The 17,262-nt window shown below is 60.2% G+C and carries 22 protein-coding genes and 1 pseudogene; 8 read left to right on the top strand and 15 right to left on the bottom strand.

Translation table 11 applies throughout. The features are described from left to right. Positions 1–14: 14 nt before the first annotated feature. Positions 15–899 carry a dihydroorotate dehydrogenase electron transfer subunit gene (locus DWQ09_04025; protein KAA3629426.1) on the top strand — a complete coding sequence of 295 codons (885 nt, stop codon included), beginning with the start codon at positions 15–17 and terminating at the stop codon, positions 897–899. Positions 900–909: 10 nt separating this feature from the next. On the opposite strand, the gene DWQ09_04020 is transcribed toward DWQ09_04025, so the two are convergent. Beyond that, positions 910–2,037: a PilT/PilU family type 4a pilus ATPase gene (locus DWQ09_04020; protein KAA3629425.1), complete on the bottom strand. Its 1,128-nt coding sequence runs from the start codon at positions 2,035–2,037 to the stop codon at positions 910–912. Positions 2,038–2,076: 39 nt separating this feature from the next. Then, on the bottom strand, positions 2,077–3,111 hold the full coding sequence (locus tag DWQ09_04015; protein ID KAA3629424.1) for a type IV pilus twitching motility protein PilT: 1,035 nt from the start codon (positions 3,109–3,111) through the stop codon (positions 2,077–2,079). 105 nt (positions 3,112–3,216) lie between these two features. Between DWQ09_04015 and DWQ09_04010 the strand changes: the two genes are divergently transcribed. Genes DWQ09_04010 through DWQ09_03995 form a run of 4 tightly spaced genes read left to right on the top strand, consistent with a single transcriptional unit; the run spans position 3,217 to position 5,663 of the window. Then, positions 3,217–3,930, top strand: a complete 714-nt coding sequence (locus tag DWQ09_04010; protein ID KAA3629841.1) for a YggS family pyridoxal phosphate-dependent enzyme — start codon at positions 3,217–3,219, stop codon at positions 3,928–3,930. A 32-nt stretch (positions 3,931–3,962) separates the two neighbouring features. Then, positions 3,963–4,790, top strand: coding sequence for a pyrroline-5-carboxylate reductase (locus tag DWQ09_04005; protein ID KAA3629423.1), 828 nt, complete (start codon positions 3,963–3,965; stop codon positions 4,788–4,790). A gap of 7 nt (positions 4,791–4,797) precedes the next feature. Beyond that, positions 4,798–5,364: a YggT family protein gene (locus DWQ09_04000; protein KAA3629422.1), complete on the top strand. Its 567-nt coding sequence runs from the start codon at positions 4,798–4,800 to the stop codon at positions 5,362–5,364. Beyond that, positions 5,361–5,663, top strand: coding sequence for a YggU family protein (locus DWQ09_03995; protein KAA3629421.1), 303 nt, complete (start codon positions 5,361–5,363; stop codon positions 5,661–5,663). Before DWQ09_04000 ends, DWQ09_03995 begins: the two co-directional genes overlap by 4 nt. 3 nt (positions 5,664–5,666) lie before the next feature. On the opposite strand, the gene DWQ09_03990 is transcribed toward DWQ09_03995, so the two are convergent. From DWQ09_03990 to DWQ09_03975, 4 genes are all read right to left on the bottom strand, one after another. After that, on the bottom strand, positions 5,667–7,130 hold the full coding sequence (locus DWQ09_03990) for a sensor histidine kinase (protein KAA3629420.1): 1,464 nt from the start codon (positions 7,128–7,130) through the stop codon (positions 5,667–5,669). Beyond that, a complete protein-coding gene (locus DWQ09_03985) occupies positions 7,130–7,837 on the bottom strand; it encodes a DNA-binding response regulator (protein ID KAA3629419.1) in 708 nt (235 codons plus the stop codon). The genes DWQ09_03990 and DWQ09_03985 overlap by 1 nt, the downstream gene beginning before the upstream one ends. 75 nt (positions 7,838–7,912) lie before the next feature. Beyond that, on the bottom strand, positions 7,913–8,191 hold the full coding sequence (locus DWQ09_03980; GenBank protein KAA3629418.1) for a hypothetical protein: 279 nt from the start codon (positions 8,189–8,191) through the stop codon (positions 7,913–7,915). Between the two features lie 96 nt (positions 8,192–8,287). Beyond that, positions 8,288–9,055, bottom strand: coding sequence for a TVP38/TMEM64 family protein (locus tag DWQ09_03975; protein KAA3629417.1), 768 nt, complete (start codon positions 9,053–9,055; stop codon positions 8,288–8,290). Between the two features lie 170 nt (positions 9,056–9,225). Here DWQ09_03975 and DWQ09_03970 point away from each other — a divergent pair, with 170 nt between their 5' ends. Beyond that, entirely contained in the window at positions 9,226–9,696 is a 471-nt protein-coding gene (locus tag DWQ09_03970; GenBank protein KAA3629416.1) for a CBS domain-containing protein, read from the top strand. On the opposite strand, the gene DWQ09_03965 is transcribed toward DWQ09_03970, so the two are convergent. From DWQ09_03965 to xth, 8 genes and pseudogenes are all read right to left on the bottom strand, one after another. Further along, positions 9,693–10,154, bottom strand: coding sequence for an acyl-CoA thioesterase (locus DWQ09_03965; GenBank protein ID KAA3629415.1), 462 nt, complete (start codon positions 10,152–10,154; stop codon positions 9,693–9,695). The genes DWQ09_03970 and DWQ09_03965 overlap by 4 nt on opposite strands. Positions 10,155–10,395: 241 nt before the next feature. Beyond that, positions 10,396–10,734 (bottom strand): annotated as a pseudogene (locus DWQ09_03960) (hypothetical protein). 189 nt (positions 10,735–10,923) lie between these two features. Further along, positions 10,924–11,196: a UPF0016 family protein gene (locus tag DWQ09_03955; protein KAA3629414.1), complete on the bottom strand. Its 273-nt coding sequence runs from the start codon at positions 11,194–11,196 to the stop codon at positions 10,924–10,926. 64 nt (positions 11,197–11,260) lie between these two features. After that, complete coding sequence (locus DWQ09_03950) at positions 11,261–11,932, bottom strand: DUF2959 domain-containing protein (protein KAA3629413.1); 672 nt, start codon at positions 11,930–11,932, stop codon at positions 11,261–11,263. Then, the gene (locus DWQ09_03945) at positions 11,929–12,123 is read right to left on the bottom strand and encodes a YqaE/Pmp3 family membrane protein (protein KAA3629412.1); all 195 of its coding nucleotides are present in this window, start codon (positions 12,121–12,123) and stop codon (positions 11,929–11,931) included. The genes DWQ09_03950 and DWQ09_03945 overlap by 4 nt, the downstream gene beginning before the upstream one ends. A gap of 50 nt (positions 12,124–12,173) precedes the next feature. After that, positions 12,174–12,824: a sulfite exporter TauE/SafE family protein gene (locus DWQ09_03940; protein ID KAA3629840.1), complete on the bottom strand. Its 651-nt coding sequence runs from the start codon at positions 12,822–12,824 to the stop codon at positions 12,174–12,176. A 59-nt stretch (positions 12,825–12,883) separates the two neighbouring features. Then, entirely contained in the window at positions 12,884–14,191 is a 1,308-nt protein-coding gene (locus DWQ09_03935) for an MFS transporter (protein KAA3629839.1), read from the bottom strand. Positions 14,192–14,266: 75 nt separating this feature from the next. Next, positions 14,267–15,040 (bottom strand): exodeoxyribonuclease III, encoded by a 774-nt coding sequence (gene xth, locus DWQ09_03930; GenBank protein KAA3629411.1) that lies wholly within the window; start codon positions 15,038–15,040, stop codon positions 14,267–14,269. A gap of 97 nt (positions 15,041–15,137) precedes the next feature. Between xth and DWQ09_03925 the strand changes: the two genes are divergently transcribed. Then, entirely contained in the window at positions 15,138–15,785 is a 648-nt protein-coding gene (locus DWQ09_03925; protein ID KAA3629838.1) for an orotate phosphoribosyltransferase, read from the top strand. A 64-nt stretch (positions 15,786–15,849) separates the two neighbouring features. After that, a complete protein-coding gene (locus tag DWQ09_03920; GenBank protein KAA3629410.1) occupies positions 15,850–16,533 on the top strand; it encodes a DUF4124 domain-containing protein in 684 nt (227 codons plus the stop codon). A gap of 18 nt (positions 16,534–16,551) precedes the next feature. Here DWQ09_03920 and DWQ09_03915 read toward each other — a convergent pair whose 3' ends face one another. Continuing rightward, positions 16,552–17,148: a nucleoid occlusion factor SlmA gene (locus DWQ09_03915; protein KAA3629409.1), complete on the bottom strand. Its 597-nt coding sequence runs from the start codon at positions 17,146–17,148 to the stop codon at positions 16,552–16,554. Positions 17,149–17,262 lie beyond the last annotated feature (114 nt).

Genomic DNA, 17,262 nt, shown 5'->3' with positions numbered 1-17,262 from the left:
TCTTCGGAGCCTTCATGGATCATTCGCACCGCGGCACCATCTTCGTCGAACAGGCCGAAATCCTCGCACATCAAGCCTTCGACGGCGATCAGCAGGTATTGCGCGTCCATGCGCCAAAAACCGCTGCCAACGCCCGGCCCGGGAGTTTCGCCCACCTGCAATGCGCTCCGCACCTGCCGATGCGCCGTCCGCTGTCGATCATGCGCGTCTCGCCCACCGAGGGATGGGTGGATTTTCTCTACAAGGTGGTAGGGCGCGGGACTGCACTGTTGGCCAAACGCAAGGTCGGTGAGACCATCGACCTCCTGGGCCCCATCGGAAAAGCCTTTACCCTGCTCCCGGAGTGCCCCCGGCCGCTGCTGCTGGGTGGCGGCGTCGGTATCCCGCCGATGGTATTTCTGGCCGAATCGATGCGCCCGCAACTCAAGGCTTTGCAACCGCTGGTGCTGATGGGTTCGGAGGTCCCTTTCCCCTTTGCCGCCCGACCTTCGCAGATCCTGGTACCCGGTATTCCCGAAGGAGTAATAGGCTGCATGCCGTTGCTCGACGATTGGGGCATCCCATCGCGGCTCGCCAGTCGGCAATCCTATGCGGGTTGTTTCGATGGTTACATTACCGATTTGGCGCGCGCCTGGCTTGTCAGCCTCGCTGCCGAAGAGCGGGTCAAGGTCGCGGTCTACGCCTGCGGCCCGCACCCGATGCTCGAGGCGGTGGCAGAATTCGCGGCGGAATTCGGCCTGCCGTGCCAGGTCTCGTTGGAGGAGTTCATGGCCTGCGGCGTCGGCGGTTGCGCGGGGTGTGCGGTACAGGTGGAAACACCAGACGGCCCGGCGATGAAACGTGTCTGCGTGGACGGGCCGGTGTTCGATGCACGCGCCGTATTCAACACCGGCGCGTGAGACAGGCCGCTCAGTCGAGTTCGGAATCCACCAAGGTCAACCCATCAGCGGCCGATTGCAGCTGATCGATTCCCCCTTCCTTGCCGAGCTTGATCATCAACCGCACCTCGTTGGGCGAGTCGGCATGCCGTAGCGCCTCCTCGACGGAGATCTCGTCCTCCATGTAAAGCCGGAACAGCGCCTGGTCAAAAGTCACCATCCCCTGTTCGTTGGAGCGCTTCATCACCTCCTTGAGCTTGTGCACCTCTCCCTTGTGAATGAGATCACTCACCAGCGGCGTTCCCAGCAGGATTTCGATAGCCACGCGCCGGCCACTGCCATCCTTGCGCGGCACCAACTGCTGCGCCACCACCGCCTTGAGGTTCAACGAGAGATCGAGCAGGATCTGGTTGCGTTTGTCGTCGGGGAAGAAGTTGATGACACGATCCAGCGCCTGATTGGCGTTGTTGGCATGCAGGGTGGCGAGACAGAGATGACCTGTCTCCGAAAAAGCGATGGCGTATTCCATGGTTTCGCGGCTGCGGATCTCACCGATCAGTATGACGTCGGGAGCCTGGCGCAGTGTGTTCTTCAGCGCCACCTCGAACCCTTCGGTATCGATCCCCACCTCGCGTTGAGTAATGATGCAACCGGCATGTTGGTGAACATACTCGATCGGGTCTTCGATACTGATGATGTGTCCGGTGCTGTTCTGGTTGCGAAAACCGATCATCGAGGCCAGCGATGTCGATTTACCCGTCCCGGTGCCACCGACGAAGATGATCATGCCCCGCTTGGTCATCGCCAGATCCTTGATGATCGAAGGCAGGCAGAGTTCCTCGATGGTTGGGATCTTGGTCTCGATCCGGCGCAACACCATGCCGACGTTGTTGCGCTGCACGAAGGCGCTGACCCTGAAGCGACCCACGCCCGATGCGCTGATGGCAAAGTTACACTCGTGGGTGGCCTCGAACTCCTCGACCTGGCGTTGGTTCATGACACCGAAGACCAGCTCGCGTGTCTGCTCCGGGGTCAGAGGGGCCTTGTTGACCGGCAGCAGCTTGCCGTGCACCTTGATGGTCGGCGGGAAACCTGTAGTGATAAACAGGTCGGAAGCCTTGTTCTGCACCATGAACTTGAGCAGTCCATTGAAATCCATGTCGTCACTCCTGGGGAAATACGTGATCCCCGACTAGCACTAGAAAGTCTCTTTATTGGCTGCGCGTGTGCGGGCATCCTGGCGGGTCACCAGTCCTTTTTGCACCAGATCGGTGAGACACTGATCAAGCGTCTGCATCCCGGATTTGTTACCCGTCTGAATCGCCGAATACATCTGCGCGACCTTGTTTTCGCGAATCAAATTCCGTATCGCCGGCGTACCGATCATGATCTCGTGGGCCGCGATTCGGCCACCGCCCACCTTCTTCATCAAGGTCTGCGAGATGACCGCACGCAGCGCTTCCGAAAGCATGGAACGCACCATGTCCTTCTCGCCCCCTGGAAAGACGTCGACGATACGATCGATGGTCTTGGCGGCAGAGACCGTGTGCAGCGTACCAAACACCAAGTGCCCGGTCTCGGCAGCCGTCAGCGCCAGGCGTATCGTCTCCAGATCGCGCAACTCACCCACCAGAATGGTGTCGGGATCCTCGCGCAGGGCCGAGCGCAGCGCCTCATTGAATCCCAGCGTATCGCGATGAACCTCGCGCTGGTTAACCAAACACTTCTTGCTCTCGTGGACGAATTCGATGGGATCCTCGATGGTAAGGATATGCCCGAACTCATTCTCGTTCTTGTGATTGACCATCGCCGCCAGCGTGGTGGATTTTCCCGATCCCGTGGGCCCAGTCACCAGCACCAGCCCGCGTGGTTGATCGGAGATATCCTTGAAGATCGCCGGGCAGGCCAGATCTTCCAGCGTCAGGACGTTGGAGGGGATGGTACGAAACACCGCACCGGTGCCGCGGTTCTGAGTGAAGGCGTTGACGCGAAAGCGCGCGATGCCCGGCAGCTCAAAGGAGAAATCGGTTTCGTAGAACTCGTCGAAATCCTTGCGCTGCTTGTCGTTCATGATGTCGTAGACCAGCGCATGAACGGTCTTGTGATCCATTGACGGCAGATTGATGCGACGAATATCGCCGTCGACGCGGATCATCGGCGGCAGGCCGGCTGATATATGCAGGTCGGACGACCCGTTTTTCACACCAAACGCCAGCAGTTCGGCTATGTCCATTCACATCCCCCTTACACTACAATCCGAGACTTGCCCGCCGTGCGCTCTTTTGGCCAACCGATCGAGCAACCCTATCATACCAACCATAAAACTTTATTTGGGGCCATGACCGAAAAGCGCGATGCGCGTCTCATAAAAGCACAGCTCGATGCGCTCCGCAAACGTATTCGGGACGCCGAAGGTGCTGCCGGTCGGGCTCCAGGCTGCGTACGGCTGATCGCCGTCAGCAAGACCCGCCCTGCAGAAGATCTGCGCAGCGCCTACGCCGCGGGTCAACGCGACTTCGGTGAAAACTACCTCCAGGAGGCCGTTGCCAAGATGGCGGCACTCACTGATCTTGCGATCACCTGGCACTTTATCGGCCCGATTCAATCAAACAAAAGCCGTACGGTCGCCGAAAGCTTCGATTGGGTGCACAGTGTCGATCGACTGAAGATCGCCAGACGCCTGAGCGAACAGCGCCCCCACGACCGAAAACCGCTGAATATCTGTCTGCAGGTCAACGTCAGTCGCGAGGCCAGCAAATCCGGCATCGATATTGAGCAACTGCCGGCGATCGCCGCAGAAATCGCCATGCTCCCCAACTTGCGCCTGCGCGGACTGATGGCAATTCCCAAACCCAGCGACGACCCCGAGAGCCAGCGCACACCGTTCCGAATTCTGAGGGTGGCGCTGGAGCGACTGCAACAGCAAGGTCCTGGCCTCGACACCCTCTCGATGGGCATGACCGATGACCTGGAGGCCGCCATACTCGAGGGCGCCACCCTGGTGCGCGTTGGCACCGCCATTTTCGGCGCGCGCCACACACACGGAACTTGAGCCCGCCTACCCTGTTGAGTATCTTGGCAACCATGAAATCCCCGACACTGAGCTTCATAGGCGGCGGCAACATGGCCCGCAGCCTGATCGGTGGTTTGATCACCGATCACTACGATCCCGTCCGCATCTGGGCGGCGGACCCGCACACCGAAGGACTCGACCGGCTGCGCGAGGAATTCGGCATTCACACCACGGCGCTCAATCAGGAGGCAGCCGATCACGGCGAGGTGCTGATTCTCGCAATCAAACCGCAAGTACTGCGGGGTGTGGCGCGCGAGCTGGCCGAGATCGTGCAGAAGCGCAAGCCGCTCGTCGTTTCCATCGCCGCCGGAGTGCGCAGCGCCGATATCGAACGCTGGCTGGGTGGCAATATCGCACTGGTACGTACGATGCCCAATACGCCGGCGCTGGTGAAAAGCGGCGCGACGGCGCTCTTTGCCAACGGGCGCGTCAGCCAAACCCAACGCGAACAGGCCGAGACGATCCTGCGCTCGGTGGGTGTCACAATCTGGGTGCTGGAAGAGGCGCAGCTGGATGCGGTCACCGCGCTCTCAGGCAGCGGTCCCGCCTACTTTTTTCTGTTCATGGAACACCTGGAGCGGGTCGCCCGTGAGCTGGGACTGTCCGCGGAGACTGCCCACCTGCTGACGCTCGAAACCGCTTTCGGCGCCGCCCGCATGGCGCTCTCCAGTGAAGACGATGTCGCAACGCTGCGTCGGCGGGTTACCTCGCCGGGCGGTACCACGGAAAAGGCGCTCGAGGCATTCGCCGCGGGCGATTTCGGCGGGCTCGTGGACAAGGCGCTGCATGCCGCCTGTCAACGGTCTCGAGAACTGGCCGATATCCTCGGCAAGGACTGAACGCGTTATGGGCAGCAACTATTTCACCAATCCGCTGGAGTTTTTGATCCAGACCCTGGTCGGGCTCTACCTGCTCTGCGTCATGCTGCGCTTCCTGCTGCAGTGGGTACAGGCTGATTTCTACAACCCGGTCTCGCAGTTTCTGGTCAAAATCACCAACCCGCCTCTGCGACCGCTGCGCCGCCTCATCCCCGGTTGGGCGGGCGTCGACATCGCCGCGCTGGTGTTGATGCTGATCCTGCAGATGGCGGCCCTGCTGTTTGTTGCTCTGCTGCGCGGCGTGGAACCGGGCATCGGCCCATTACTGGTGCTGTCGATCGCCGAACTGATCTCACTGCTCTTCAATGTCTTTCTGGTGACCATCATCATCCAGGCAATTCTCAGCTGGGTGAATCCCGGTCAGCACAATCCGATCACCAGCATGCTCTATTCGTTGAATCGACCACTGCTGGGTCCTGCGCAGCGACTGCTTCCCCCGATGGGCGGCATGGACCTCTCGCCCATCGTCGTGATCATCGGCCTGCAACTCGCCAAGATGCTGATACTGCCGCCGCTTTACCGCCTCGCCAGTTGAGTGAGTCAGCACCCTGGTACCACTGGGAGGGCGAAGCGTTGATCGTCGCCCTGCAGATCCAGCCGCGTGCCAGTCGCGACGAAATCGTGGGACCCCACGGTGCGTACCTGCGGGTACGTATTACTGCCCCGCCGGTAGACGGCAAGGCCAACCGACACCTTTGCGCCTTTCTCGCCAAACTCTGTGGCGTGGCCAAAAGTGCCGTAACACTCGAATCGGGGACCGTCGGTCGCCGCAAACAGGTACGCATTGCCGCGCCCCGCCACCTTCCGCCCTTTGTCGGGTCGGGCACCCTCTGACCACTAACGTTTCGGCAGGACGAAGGTGAAGCAGGTGCCGTGGCCGCATTCGCTGCTGACGCGAATCTCGCAGCCATGCAGATCGAGGATGCGCTTGACGATGGCCAGGCCCAGCCCGACATGCTCATCGCCACTGCCCGCTTTGCTGCCTCGGTAGAAGCGATCGAACACTTGCGGCAGATCGGCCGCATCGATCCCGTCGCCGCTATCCTCGATCCTGACCTCGATGGCCGACCCCTGCTCGACGAGCACGACGCGCACCTGTCCACCAGAGGGCGTATGACGCAGGGCGTTTTCAATCAGGTTATCGAACACCCGCTCGATCATGGCAATGTCGGCGTTCACCCAGCCGATATCGAGGGCGCCGGTCATGCTCAGCACCACGCGGCGCTGCTCGGCGTCAGGCTGAAACTTCTGAATCACATCCTGTACCAGCTCAGCGATGCTGAACGGCTCGTACTGGGGCGGTGTCTCCTGGGCATCGAACTTCGCCAGCTCAAACAGTGCGCCCACGCGTTGGCTCAATCCCTCGCTTTGCCGCAACGCCGCCTGCAGGTACTCCTCCCGCTCCGCTGGCGACAAGGTGCCGCTTTTCAGTTTCAGCGTTTCCAGATAACCACGCAGGGAGGCAAGCGGCGTGCGCAGATCATGCGAGACCTGCGCCACCAGATCGCGGCGTAGCGTGTCTTTCTTCTGCAATGCCTCGATCTGCTCGGAGATGCGCCCGGCCATGGCATCGAAGGTAAGCCCGAGGCGATCAATTTCGTCCGCCGGCCGCTGATCGGGCCGGGAGTAGGCGTTATGGGTGACGAAGCCGCTCTCCTTGAACACTTCCATACCACGCGTCAGCCGCTCCAGGCGTCGCGTGAGCAGATGAAAAACGAGCAGCCCCGCCACCAGGCCCAACGCCAGAGCGACGGCCAGCGCCCAGGCGCTGACGCGCAGGAAGTGGCTGTCACGAATCGCCCGCTCCATGACATCGAAATCCTCGCCGCGCAGCACCACATAGAGATAACCTTCCGGCTTTTCCGCCATTGGCACGGGGGTCACCGAAAACGGCTTGCGCGAATCGTGACCGCGCGGATCATCCCCCAGCAACGGGTAGGTGTCGCCACGCAGAAAGGCACGGACGGGCTCGAGCGAGACACGCTTGCGTTTCACCTTCTCAGGATCCGCCGAAAAGGCGAGGATCGCACCCTCCAGGTCGAGCAGATAGATCTCGATGCTGGGATTGATCACCATGTACTGATGAAAGGTCTCTTTGAGCGCCGCCTCGTCGAGACGGCCCTGCGCGACCAGATTGCGATCGGCCACCAGGTTGCGTGCCAGATCACGATTGAAACGCTGGTTGACCTCCTGCAGATAGCGGTGCATCGAGGACCAGCTCACCGCCAGATAGATGGTGCCCACCGACGCCAGCACCAGCACCAGCACCACCGCCAGCCGTGCATAGAGGGTGCGCAGCATCAGAGATCGTCGGCGAATTTGTAGCCCACACCCCAGACCGTGAGGACGAAACGGGGTTTGGCGGGATTGTGTTCAATCTTGGCGCGCAGGCGATTGATGTGCGAGTTGACGGTATGTTCGTAGCCCTCGTGGCTGTAACCCCATACCTGATCGAGCAGCTGCATGCGCGTATAGACGCGACCGGGATGGCGTGCGAAGTGGACCAGCAGGTCGAACTCCTTGGCGGTCAGCGTCACCTCTTCACCGGCCATTTCGACCCGATGCCGCGCCAGATCGATGTGCATTTCACCCGCATCGAGCGTCTCGTTCTCTGTTGGTGTTTCCACAGGCGCCGCGAGGGCTTCTGCGCGACGCAGGAGCGCCTTCACACGTGCCAGCAGCTCGGGAATGCTGAACGGTTTGGTGAGATAGTCATCCGCACCCATCTCCAATCCCAGCACCCGGTCCAGTTCGGCGGTGCGCGCGGTGAGCATCAGGATCGGGACGTAGCAGGGCTGCTGGCGCAGCTGACGGCATACCTCCAGGCCATCGATTCCCGGCAGCATCAGATCGAGGATCACCAGCGCGTAACGGTCGGGATGGAACCGCGCCAGCGCCTCACGGCCATCGCCGACCACGTCCGCCTCGCACTGAATATCGGAGAGATGCAACTTGACCAGGCGCGCGATGTCGGGACTGTCTTCGACCACCAGCACCTTGCGCGTCATTGCTGCCCTCCGTTGTTGGCGACCTGGGGGGCCGGTGGAAACCCTGCCCGCCGTGCCCCCGGGGTCCGGGTCACTCTACTGCTTGCTCTCCATCTTATCCATTTTCTCGCCCATCTGACCTTCCATCTTGTCCATCTTCTTGTCCATGTTCTCCATCTTGCCGGTCATCTTTTCGTCCATCATCTCCTTTTTCTTCATTTCATCCTGCATCGCAGGCTTGGTCATCATGGTCTCCCCGGACATCGACTTTTTCATCGTATCGCTCTTGTTCATGCTGTCGGCGGAAACCGGCATCGTCGCGCTCAACAAGCCGACACCCAACAGCGGTGCAAGGTAGGACATTCGCATTTTCATAATCACTCTCCTTAATCAGGTCGTTGCAAAAAGCGCCCCGGTACAGCGCATGAAGTGATTACAGGCGAACCACGTGGAGAGCCCATCACGAATTGGTCACGAATCGATCACATCGCGTCGGGTCACCGGTGAAATCGCACCCGCCGCCCGGGCCGGTTCCCGGGTCGATTCCGCCAGATGCGCCATGCGCTCGCGCATCGAGAAAAGATTGTTGCGCTCGATCCAACGCGGCAGCAGAAAAAAGAGCGCGACAAAGAGCAACCCAAGCATCCACGCAAAGTGTCGGTTCTCCAGCACCAGCGCGCCGAAGCTTACGTAGAGGACGGTGAGCGGCAGCATGCCCAGGTAGGTGGCGATACTGAAACGAAGCAGCGACATCTTGGTCAAGCCCGCACCATAACTCACGACATCAAACGAGATGAACGGAATCAATCGCGATACGAAAACCAGTCGACCCAGCAGGTGATCCGAACAAGCCGCGCAGAAATTGATATGCCCGCTCACTACCCTTTCGATCAGCGCCCGCCCCAGAAGCCGCCCCAGCAGAAACGCCATCTGCGCGCCCAGTAACGCTCCCAACGATGCATAGAGCGTGCCCAGTACCGGCCCAAAGAACGAACCCGCCACCACATCCAGCGGCACGCTGGGTAGCGGGCTGAAGACGACGGCCGCCGCCATCAGCGCGATAAACAACAGAGGGGCGGCCATCCCCGCGTCGCCCAGCCAAAGCTGGATCTGGGCGATACTGAACGCATCGCTGATCCCGAATTTGTAGTCCAGCGCGAACACCAGTCCCAGACCCGCGAAAATGGCCAGCGCCTTGAGAGCCAACCAGCGCTGTAGCCTCAGTGTCGGTTGCATCATCACCGCTCTCCCGCAGGGATCTGCATAACCTGACCGGAGCAAGCGACAGAGCCATACCGGAAAATTTTTTCTATGGCGGCATGGAGATCTTTGTTTTGACCCGGGGACCAGGGGGGTTTACCCATGGAAGGTGAACCAATCGATAACGAGTCGATGCAGGAGGAGTAACCATGCTTGTAGAAGAGATTATGACCCGCGGCGTCAAAACCGCCAGACCTGACACACCGGTGCGCGAGATCGCCACGCAGATGGTGCTGAACCACATCAGCGGAATGCCGATCACCGACGCGGATGACCGTATCGTCGGCGTCATCTCGGAGAAGGATGTCCTGCACCACATGTTTCCCAATGTGCAGGATCTGATGGAGAGCGGCCTACGTGACCTGGAGTCCCTGGAAAGCAACTACCACAGCGTTATCGGACTCAAAGCAGCCGACCTGATGACCCGGGCGGTGGCTACCGTGACGCCCGATATGCCGGTATTGAAAGCGGCGGCCATGATGTGGCTACGCAAGGTGCGACGCATTCCGGTCGCAGTCGACGGTCAGCTGGTGGGAATAATCAGCATCGGTGACGTGCATCGTGCCATTTTCCAGTCCAACCTGATGGCCGACCAGAGTCGTCCCGCCGCCAACGGCTAGCTGCCGACCTCATAGGTCGCAACGGAATCGCGAAACGATTGGGGTACGGGCACCGGACGGCCCGTCTCCCGATCGACCATCACGCAAGTGATGAATCCGGTCGCGATCAGTTCTCCATCCACCGCCCGGTGAACCGCCATCTCGCCGGTGAAGCTGCTATTGCCGATACGCGAGATTTTTGTGTGAACATGGAGTTGATCTTCAAAATAAGCACGCCCCTTGAACTGGCAACCGGTATCGACAAAGAAAAAATCCAGTCCCTGCGCACGCAACGCGCGCCAGCCGCAGCCGACGGCCTCCAGATAGGCTGACAACGCTTCATCGCAATAGACGAGATAGTTGGAAAAATAGACATGCCCCTGGCAGTCCGTATCAGCGAAGCGGACCGACAGCGGGTAATAGAAGCATGCTCGGGTGGTAGGGTTGCCTGATTCCACGCTGATCCTTTGTTGCGTCACCGCCTATGAAGTTTAGCCGCAGTGCGCCCCCCCGGGAACCCAAGCGACAGCGGGCCCGCAAGGGGCCTGCTGCCGGTCCATGCGCGCGCTGCGGTCAGCGCTTCTGTAATAACTGCTCGATTCGCTCCAGCCGGTCTTCGATACCGCTGTGCCAGCCTGCCTCCTCCTGGGCATGGTGGCGCATGTACCCGCCGGGGTGACCACGGGAACCCCACCCCTGCATACCCTGGCCGGGCATCATTCCTGGTCCCATCATTCCTGGTCCCATCATTCCTGGTCCCATCATTCCTGGTCCCATCATTCCCGGTCCCATCATTCCCGGTCCCATCATTCCCGGTCCCATCATTCCCGGTCCCATCATCATGCCGGGACCCATACCGCCAGGGGTCTCCGCCATATGCTCGCGCATCAACTTGCGCCGCTCCGCAGGATCCTGGGTTGCGGTCAATTGTTGGATAAAGGCATGCATGCCCACCATGCGCTCTGCCATGATGTCGAGCACCGCATCGGGAACCTGCGCCCCGACTCCGCCCATCATGCCTGGCCCCATAGGTCCAGCGTAGCCCATCATGCCGCGCCCCATCCCGCCACCGGGACCACCCTGCGCCAGTGCCGTTCCGCCTATCGACAAACTCGCCAGCAACAGCACAATCCGTCCTATTCGCTCATATTTCATAACGTTGTCCTCGCGCGCAAAAAAGAGAGGTGCTCCGTCGTTTTGTTCGACGCCCGGAATTGAGACCCGCCCAACGGCGCCGGGTTCCCGCGGTCAGGCACGCATCAGCGTCCACAGCCCAATCAAGACAAAACCAACTCCGGCGACATAGGCCAGGTGTTTCTCGCTCACGTACTGCGCGATCGCACTTCCGGCCAGCACACCGATAGCGGAGGTCGCCACCAACGCCAAAGAGGCGCCGACGAAGACAATCCATCTATTGACCTCTTTGTCGGCGGCGAACAGCAGTGTCGCCAGTTGCGTCTTATCGCCCAGCTCGGCGACAAACACCGTAACGAATACCGTGAGAAATATTCTCCAGTCCATCGCCGTGCTCCAATGCAGACAGGCGGGCACACGCCTGCCCGTCTTTATCCAAGGTCAAATCCGGTCAGCTCTGCTGGTCACGGTTCATGGATTGAATAAAGCGGTCAGCCTCGCGGATCGAGCGTTCCATATCGCGAATCAGCGCAGCGACGTTATTCTCCACGCCCGCCAGCTCACCCTTCAGGGAGGCGATCGCCCGGGCATTGAGATTGTGTTTCAAATAGAGCACCTGATCGCGAAAGGCATTGAGCACCGGCTCGATCTTCCTCTCGGCCCGCTTCATGGCTTGAATCAGCTGCGCGTACTGGCGCTTGGTTTCAGTCAGCTTCTGCTGACTGGAGCGCTTCAAACCGGCGTTGGTGTATTGATCCAGTTCGTCCTGCCATTCGTCGAAGAGCGCCTCGGCGACATCCTCCACCTTGACGATTCGATCGCGCACCTCGCCGGCCCGGTCCTCGCTGCGCTCGAACTCCTTGCTGAGCTGATCGTATTTCTCCTGCAGATCACCGCCCTTGAATCCCAGGACCGCGGAGAATCGCTCCAGAGCGGATTTGAACTGCTCCTTTGCCTCTTCCTGGGCATCGCGTGCCTCGCCCACTCGATCGACCAGAATCTCCCGCTTGTGGACGCCGAATTTCTCCATGGTCGAGTAGTAGGCCGTTTGGCACCCCGACATCACCAGCAACGCGGCCGGTAGCATCCACCTGGCTGCACGATCGATTCGCAGACTCATCATTCCTGCTCCTTCATTGCGACCCTGATCTTCTCGTCGGTCTTGTATTGGTTAAGCGCGTAAACCGACCAAATGGCTGCCGGTATCCAGCCAATCAGCGTGACCTGAAGAATCAGGCAGATGATCCCCGCCAGCGGACGCCCGATGGTGAAGAACTGCAACCAGGGAAGAAATATCGCCAGTACCAAACGCATAAACACCTCGCAATCGACAACCGTTTACACTTCAATAATTCAGGTTAGCGTCATCCACCCGGTGCTGCCACGCCGCGCAGTCTCAGCACACCCAAGGCACTCGCCAGGGTAGCGGCTCCGAACAGAAAAACCAGGGTACCCGCCGTCTGCCGCACCCAGGGTTTGCGCAAATAGACCGACAGCCTGGCGGCCAACAGACCCGATACCAGCAGGGTGGGCAGCGTACCCAACCCGAACGCCAGCATCAACGCCATCCCTTCCACGGGGCCGCCGGCACTCAGGGCCATTATCAAAACACTGTAAACCAGTCCGCAGGGCAGCCATCCCCAGACCGCGCCAACCACCAGGGCGGCACCGGTGTTGCGCACGGGCAGCAGCGGGCGTGCCAGCGGTTCCAGTCTGCGCCATAACGCCGCTCCGCCGCGCTCGATCCGGCCCAGACCCAGCCACCAGCCTCCAAGATAGAGACCCAGTGCGATCATGAATACGCCCGCCAAGGCCTGCAGGAAGGTCTGCACACTGTGCACGGGGAGCAGGCGCGCCGAAGCCAATCCCACGCCCCCGAAGAGCGCACCCGCCATTGCGTAGCTGCCGATACGCCCCAAATTGTAGGCGAAATGGTAGGAAAGGGGACGCAAGGGCTGACCTTGCGCCGCACCGGGAAGGCCCGCAGTGAGCGCACCCACAATGCCGCCGCACATGGCAACACAGTGCACCCCACCGAGAAGCCCGACAGAAAAAGCAGTGAGATAACCGAGGGTCACCGCTTGCTATCCGGGCCGATCGTGACGGGTATCAGATCCGCTCTGGACCTTAAAAGCAGATAGAGCACCAGAAGAATCGCCGGCAGACCGATGGCCGCGGCGTAGACAAAGAAACTGAAGTAACCGTAGCTCTCCACCACCACGCCCGAAAAGCCACCGAGAACCTTCGCCGGCAGCGTCATCAGTGAACTGAAGAGCGCATATTGCGTAGCCGTGTAGGCGCTGTTGGTCAGGCTCGAAAGGTAGGCAATAAAGGCGGCTGTCGCCAATCCGCCGCTGAGATTATCCGCGCTGATCACCACCGCCAGCATTGCGATCTTCGGACCTGTTACTGCCAGAAAGGCAAACAGCAGATTGGTCGCGGCCACCAGTACCGCACCGAGAAACAGGGGGCGCAGAATGCCGTAGCGAACCACCAGAAGCCCACCCAGTGCACTCCCCGCCAGCACCATGAAAAAGCCGAAGAATTTGGCAACGCCGGCGATCTCGCTTTTGCTGAATCCCAGATCGAGGTAGAAGGGATTGGCCATGACACCCATGGTGATATCGCTCAGTTTGTACACCCCGATCAGCAACAGAATCAGCAGGGCGCTACTGCCATTGCGCTGAAAGAAATCACTGAACGGGCAGATCACGGCACCAATGAACCAGGCCCACAGCCGGCGCTGCGCATCCGGCAGATGGACCGAGCGGGTTAGAAACTCCACGACCCGTTGTTCCTGCTCAGCGCTGCCGCCATTACCGGCAGCGCGGGGCTCGGTCACCAACAGCACCGTGACGATCCCCACGCCCATGAGCAGCGCCATTGCCGTGTAGGCAGTCGCCCAATTGGCGATCTCGGCGGTATAGAGGGCGCCGGCACCCGCGACCAGCAACGCCACCCGATAGCCGAATATGTACATTGCCGCCATCGCACCCTGGTACTCGGCGCTGGCCGATTCGATGCGAAAGGCGTCGATCGCCACATCCTGCGTGGCCGAGGCAAAAGCGACCCATACCGCCAATACAGCAAGCTGGACAAGCGAGTGGTGCGGACCGATTACGGCCATGCCCGCCAAACCCAACGCCACGCCGATTTGCGCGGCCAGCATCCAGCTTCGTCGCCGCCCCAGCCGGTGCGTCAAACCCGGAATCGGCACACGATCCACCACGGGCGCCCACACCACTTTGATGGAGAAGGTGATGCCGACCCAACTGAAGAATCCGATCGTCGCACGGCCGACACCCGCCTCGGTAAGCCACGCGGAGAGCGTCGAGAAGACCAGCAGGTAGGGCAGTCCCGCCGCAAACCCGAGAAACAGGATGGCCACCACCCGCGGTTGGGCATAGCTCAGCAGCGCTTCGCGCCAGGTGTGATGGGCGGTATCTGCCACTCGCCGCTACAGCTCCCAGTCGTAATCGATGGTCAGTGGCGCATGGTCGGAGAAACGCTCGGATGTGTAGATAGCGGCACCTCTAACCTTGTCACGCAAACCGGGCGTGACGACATGGTAGTCAATACGCCATCCGACGTTCCTGGCCCACGCCTGCCCACGGTTGGACCACCACGTGTACTGGTCCGGATGAGGATTCACCGCGCGAAAGGCATCCACGAACTTCGCGCTGCCAAACAGTTCGTCCATCCAGGTACGCTCTTCGGGCAGGAATCCCGAGTTTTTCTGGTTGGCGCGCCAGTTCTTGAGGTCGATTGCCCGGTGCGCGATGTTCCAATCTCCACACAGGACGAATTCGCGATGCTTGCGGCGCAGCTCCCGCAGGTGTGGCATAAAGCGGTCAAGGAAACCGAACTTGACCGCCTGGCGCGCTTCGCCGGAAGAGCCGGAGGGGAGATAGAGCGATGCCACGCTGAGCCCCGAAAAATCGACTTGCAGGTAGCGCCCCTCGGCGTCCATATCCTCCCATCCCAATCCATAGTGGATATCGTCGGGCTCGCGGCGCGCATAGACCGCCACTCCGCTGTAACCCTTCCTGTCAGCATCGAAAAAATAGGAATGGTAACCGGGCAGATCGATGATCTCGGTGCTCAATTGATGCGCCTGCGCTTTGGTCTCCTGCAAACAAACGACATCGGCGTTCTGAGTCAGCATCCAGGCGAAAAAGCCCTTGTTGCTCGCGGAACGAATGCCATTGACGTTGCAGCTGATGATGCGCATACCGGGTGTTTGGGTGAAGATTTGGGGTGCGTGTATGATACACGACCGTTTTATGGCCGCTTTCGAAACCACAGCCGAAAACCACGACAGGAATCCAATGCACGCCTACCAGCAAGAGTTTCTTGAATTCGCCATCCAGCAGGAGGTGCTGCGTTTCGGCAGCTTCACCCTTAAATCCGGACGCCTGAGCCCCTATTTCTTCAACGCCGGGCTCTTTAACTCCGGTCAAAGCCTCTCCCGCCTGGGTCGTTACTACGCCCAGTCCATCGAGCACTCCGGCATCGCCTTCGACATGCTGTTCGGCCCCGCCTATAAGGGCATCCCGCTTGCCGCCGCGGCGGTGATCGCCCTGGCCGATCACCACCAGCGTGATGTTCCCTACGCCTTCAACCGCAAGGAAGCCAAGGATCACGGCGAAGGAGGCACCACCGTTGGCGCACCACTCCAGGGACGGGTAATGATCATCGATGATGTTGTCTCGGCTGGCACATCGGTGGGTGAATCGGTCGAGATCATCCGTGCCCAGGGCGCCGAACCGGTCGGCGTGGCTATCGCCCTCGATCGACAGGAGCGCGGTCAGGGCACAAGCTCCGCCGTGCAGGAGATACAGCATCGTTACGGATTGCGGGTCAGCTGCATCGTGGGATTGACGGAGATGATCGAGTACCTGGCGACCCAACCAGACCGTGCCGAGGTCCTCAACAGCATCCGAATCTACCAGACGCAGTACGGCATTCAGCAGTAAAATCGTCGTGATTTTACCGAACTCCTGATAACCCGGCGAAGAATCGACGGTTATACTAGCTCCTATGACTTCAATCCTGTCATCGAAGCATAGAGTACCGCTGACGGTTATCGGCGGACTGGTCGGCATCATGCTTGCGACCAGCATCGCGGCAGAAAGCCGCAAACTTTTCCGCTGGGTGGACGAAGAGGGCAACGTACACTACAGCGACGTCGTGCCCCCCGCGCACGCCAAACAGGGGCGCAGCGAACTCAACGATCGCGGCCTGACGGTGCGCAGTATCGATCGTGCCAAAACCGCTGAAGAGATCGCCGAAGAGCAGCGTCAGGCGCGCATCCGTACCGAACTCGAACGTATCGCGCGCGAGCAAGCCGCCTATGATCGTGCCCTGCTCGACACCTACAGCAGTGTCGAAGTCATGGAACAGACCCGTGACAGTAAAATCTCGGTCCTGCAAGGACAGATAAGGGTCACCGAGGGCAATATCCTCAATCTGCGCAAACAGCTCGATGAGCAGATGAACCGCGCCGCAGCGCTGGAGCGCAACGGTAAAGCGGTCCCGGTAACTCTTCAAAACGAGATCTTCACCACTCAGGATCAGGTCCGACGCGGCTTGGAGTTCATTCTCGACCGGCGCGACGAGATCGAAACACTGCGCCAGCAGTTTGCCAAAGATATTGCGCGCTATCGTGAAGTGACCGAACAGGCCAAGGACGAAGCCGGAGAGAAGCCCCGATCGGCCATGTAGGAGGCAAGACCGCAGCACCTATCCGGTGTTGATCAATGCGGCACAGATCCGCCGCCACTGCACTTCCCAGTTGTCGCTCGGTTTGCGTTTGAATCCGGAACGCACATAGTGCTGCATTTTACCCGCCAGCAGATTGACCAGAAGCTCCGCCACGGCCGGTACCGCCACCCTGCCCTCCTGCGACTGGCTGATCTCGCCTTCGCGCAGCACCTGGCGAAAGTGGGTTTCCAGGCGATCGAAAAACTGCTCCACCCGATCACGCAGCCGGGCAGTCTCACCTACCAGCGCATCACCAATCAGCAGGCGCGTGATACCCGGATTACGCTCGGCGAAAAGCAGCACCAGCGTGACCATCTTGTCGATACGCCCGAGCGTACCCCGCTCCTCCTCCAGGATACGATTGACACGCTCGAAAACGCTCTCTTCAGCAAACTCGAGCAGCCCCTCGTACATCTGCGCCTTGCTGGCGAAATGGCGGTAGAGAGCCGCCTCGGATATATCGAGACTGGCGGCAAGTCCTGCGGTGGTCATGCGTTCACCGGGACTGGTCTCCAGTTGATGGGCGAGCGCCTCGAGTATCTCGCGGCGGCGATCGCCGCGGTGCCGGGTCGTCACAGCGTTGTTCCTCCCCACGCAAAGATCAAAATAAGCGCGGCCGAATACGAACGGCTTTGTACCACCCGGTTCTCTGAATGCGCACCGTTGAACATGAAACGGTCAATACAAGTG

The sequence above is a fragment of the Pseudomonadota bacterium genome, assembly GCA_008501635.1.
Classification (GTDB): Bacteria; Pseudomonadota; Gammaproteobacteria; order QQUJ01; family QQUJ01; genus QQUJ01.
Note: the sequence above shows the minus strand (reverse complement) of the source record. Positions and strands in the feature narration are given on the sequence as shown.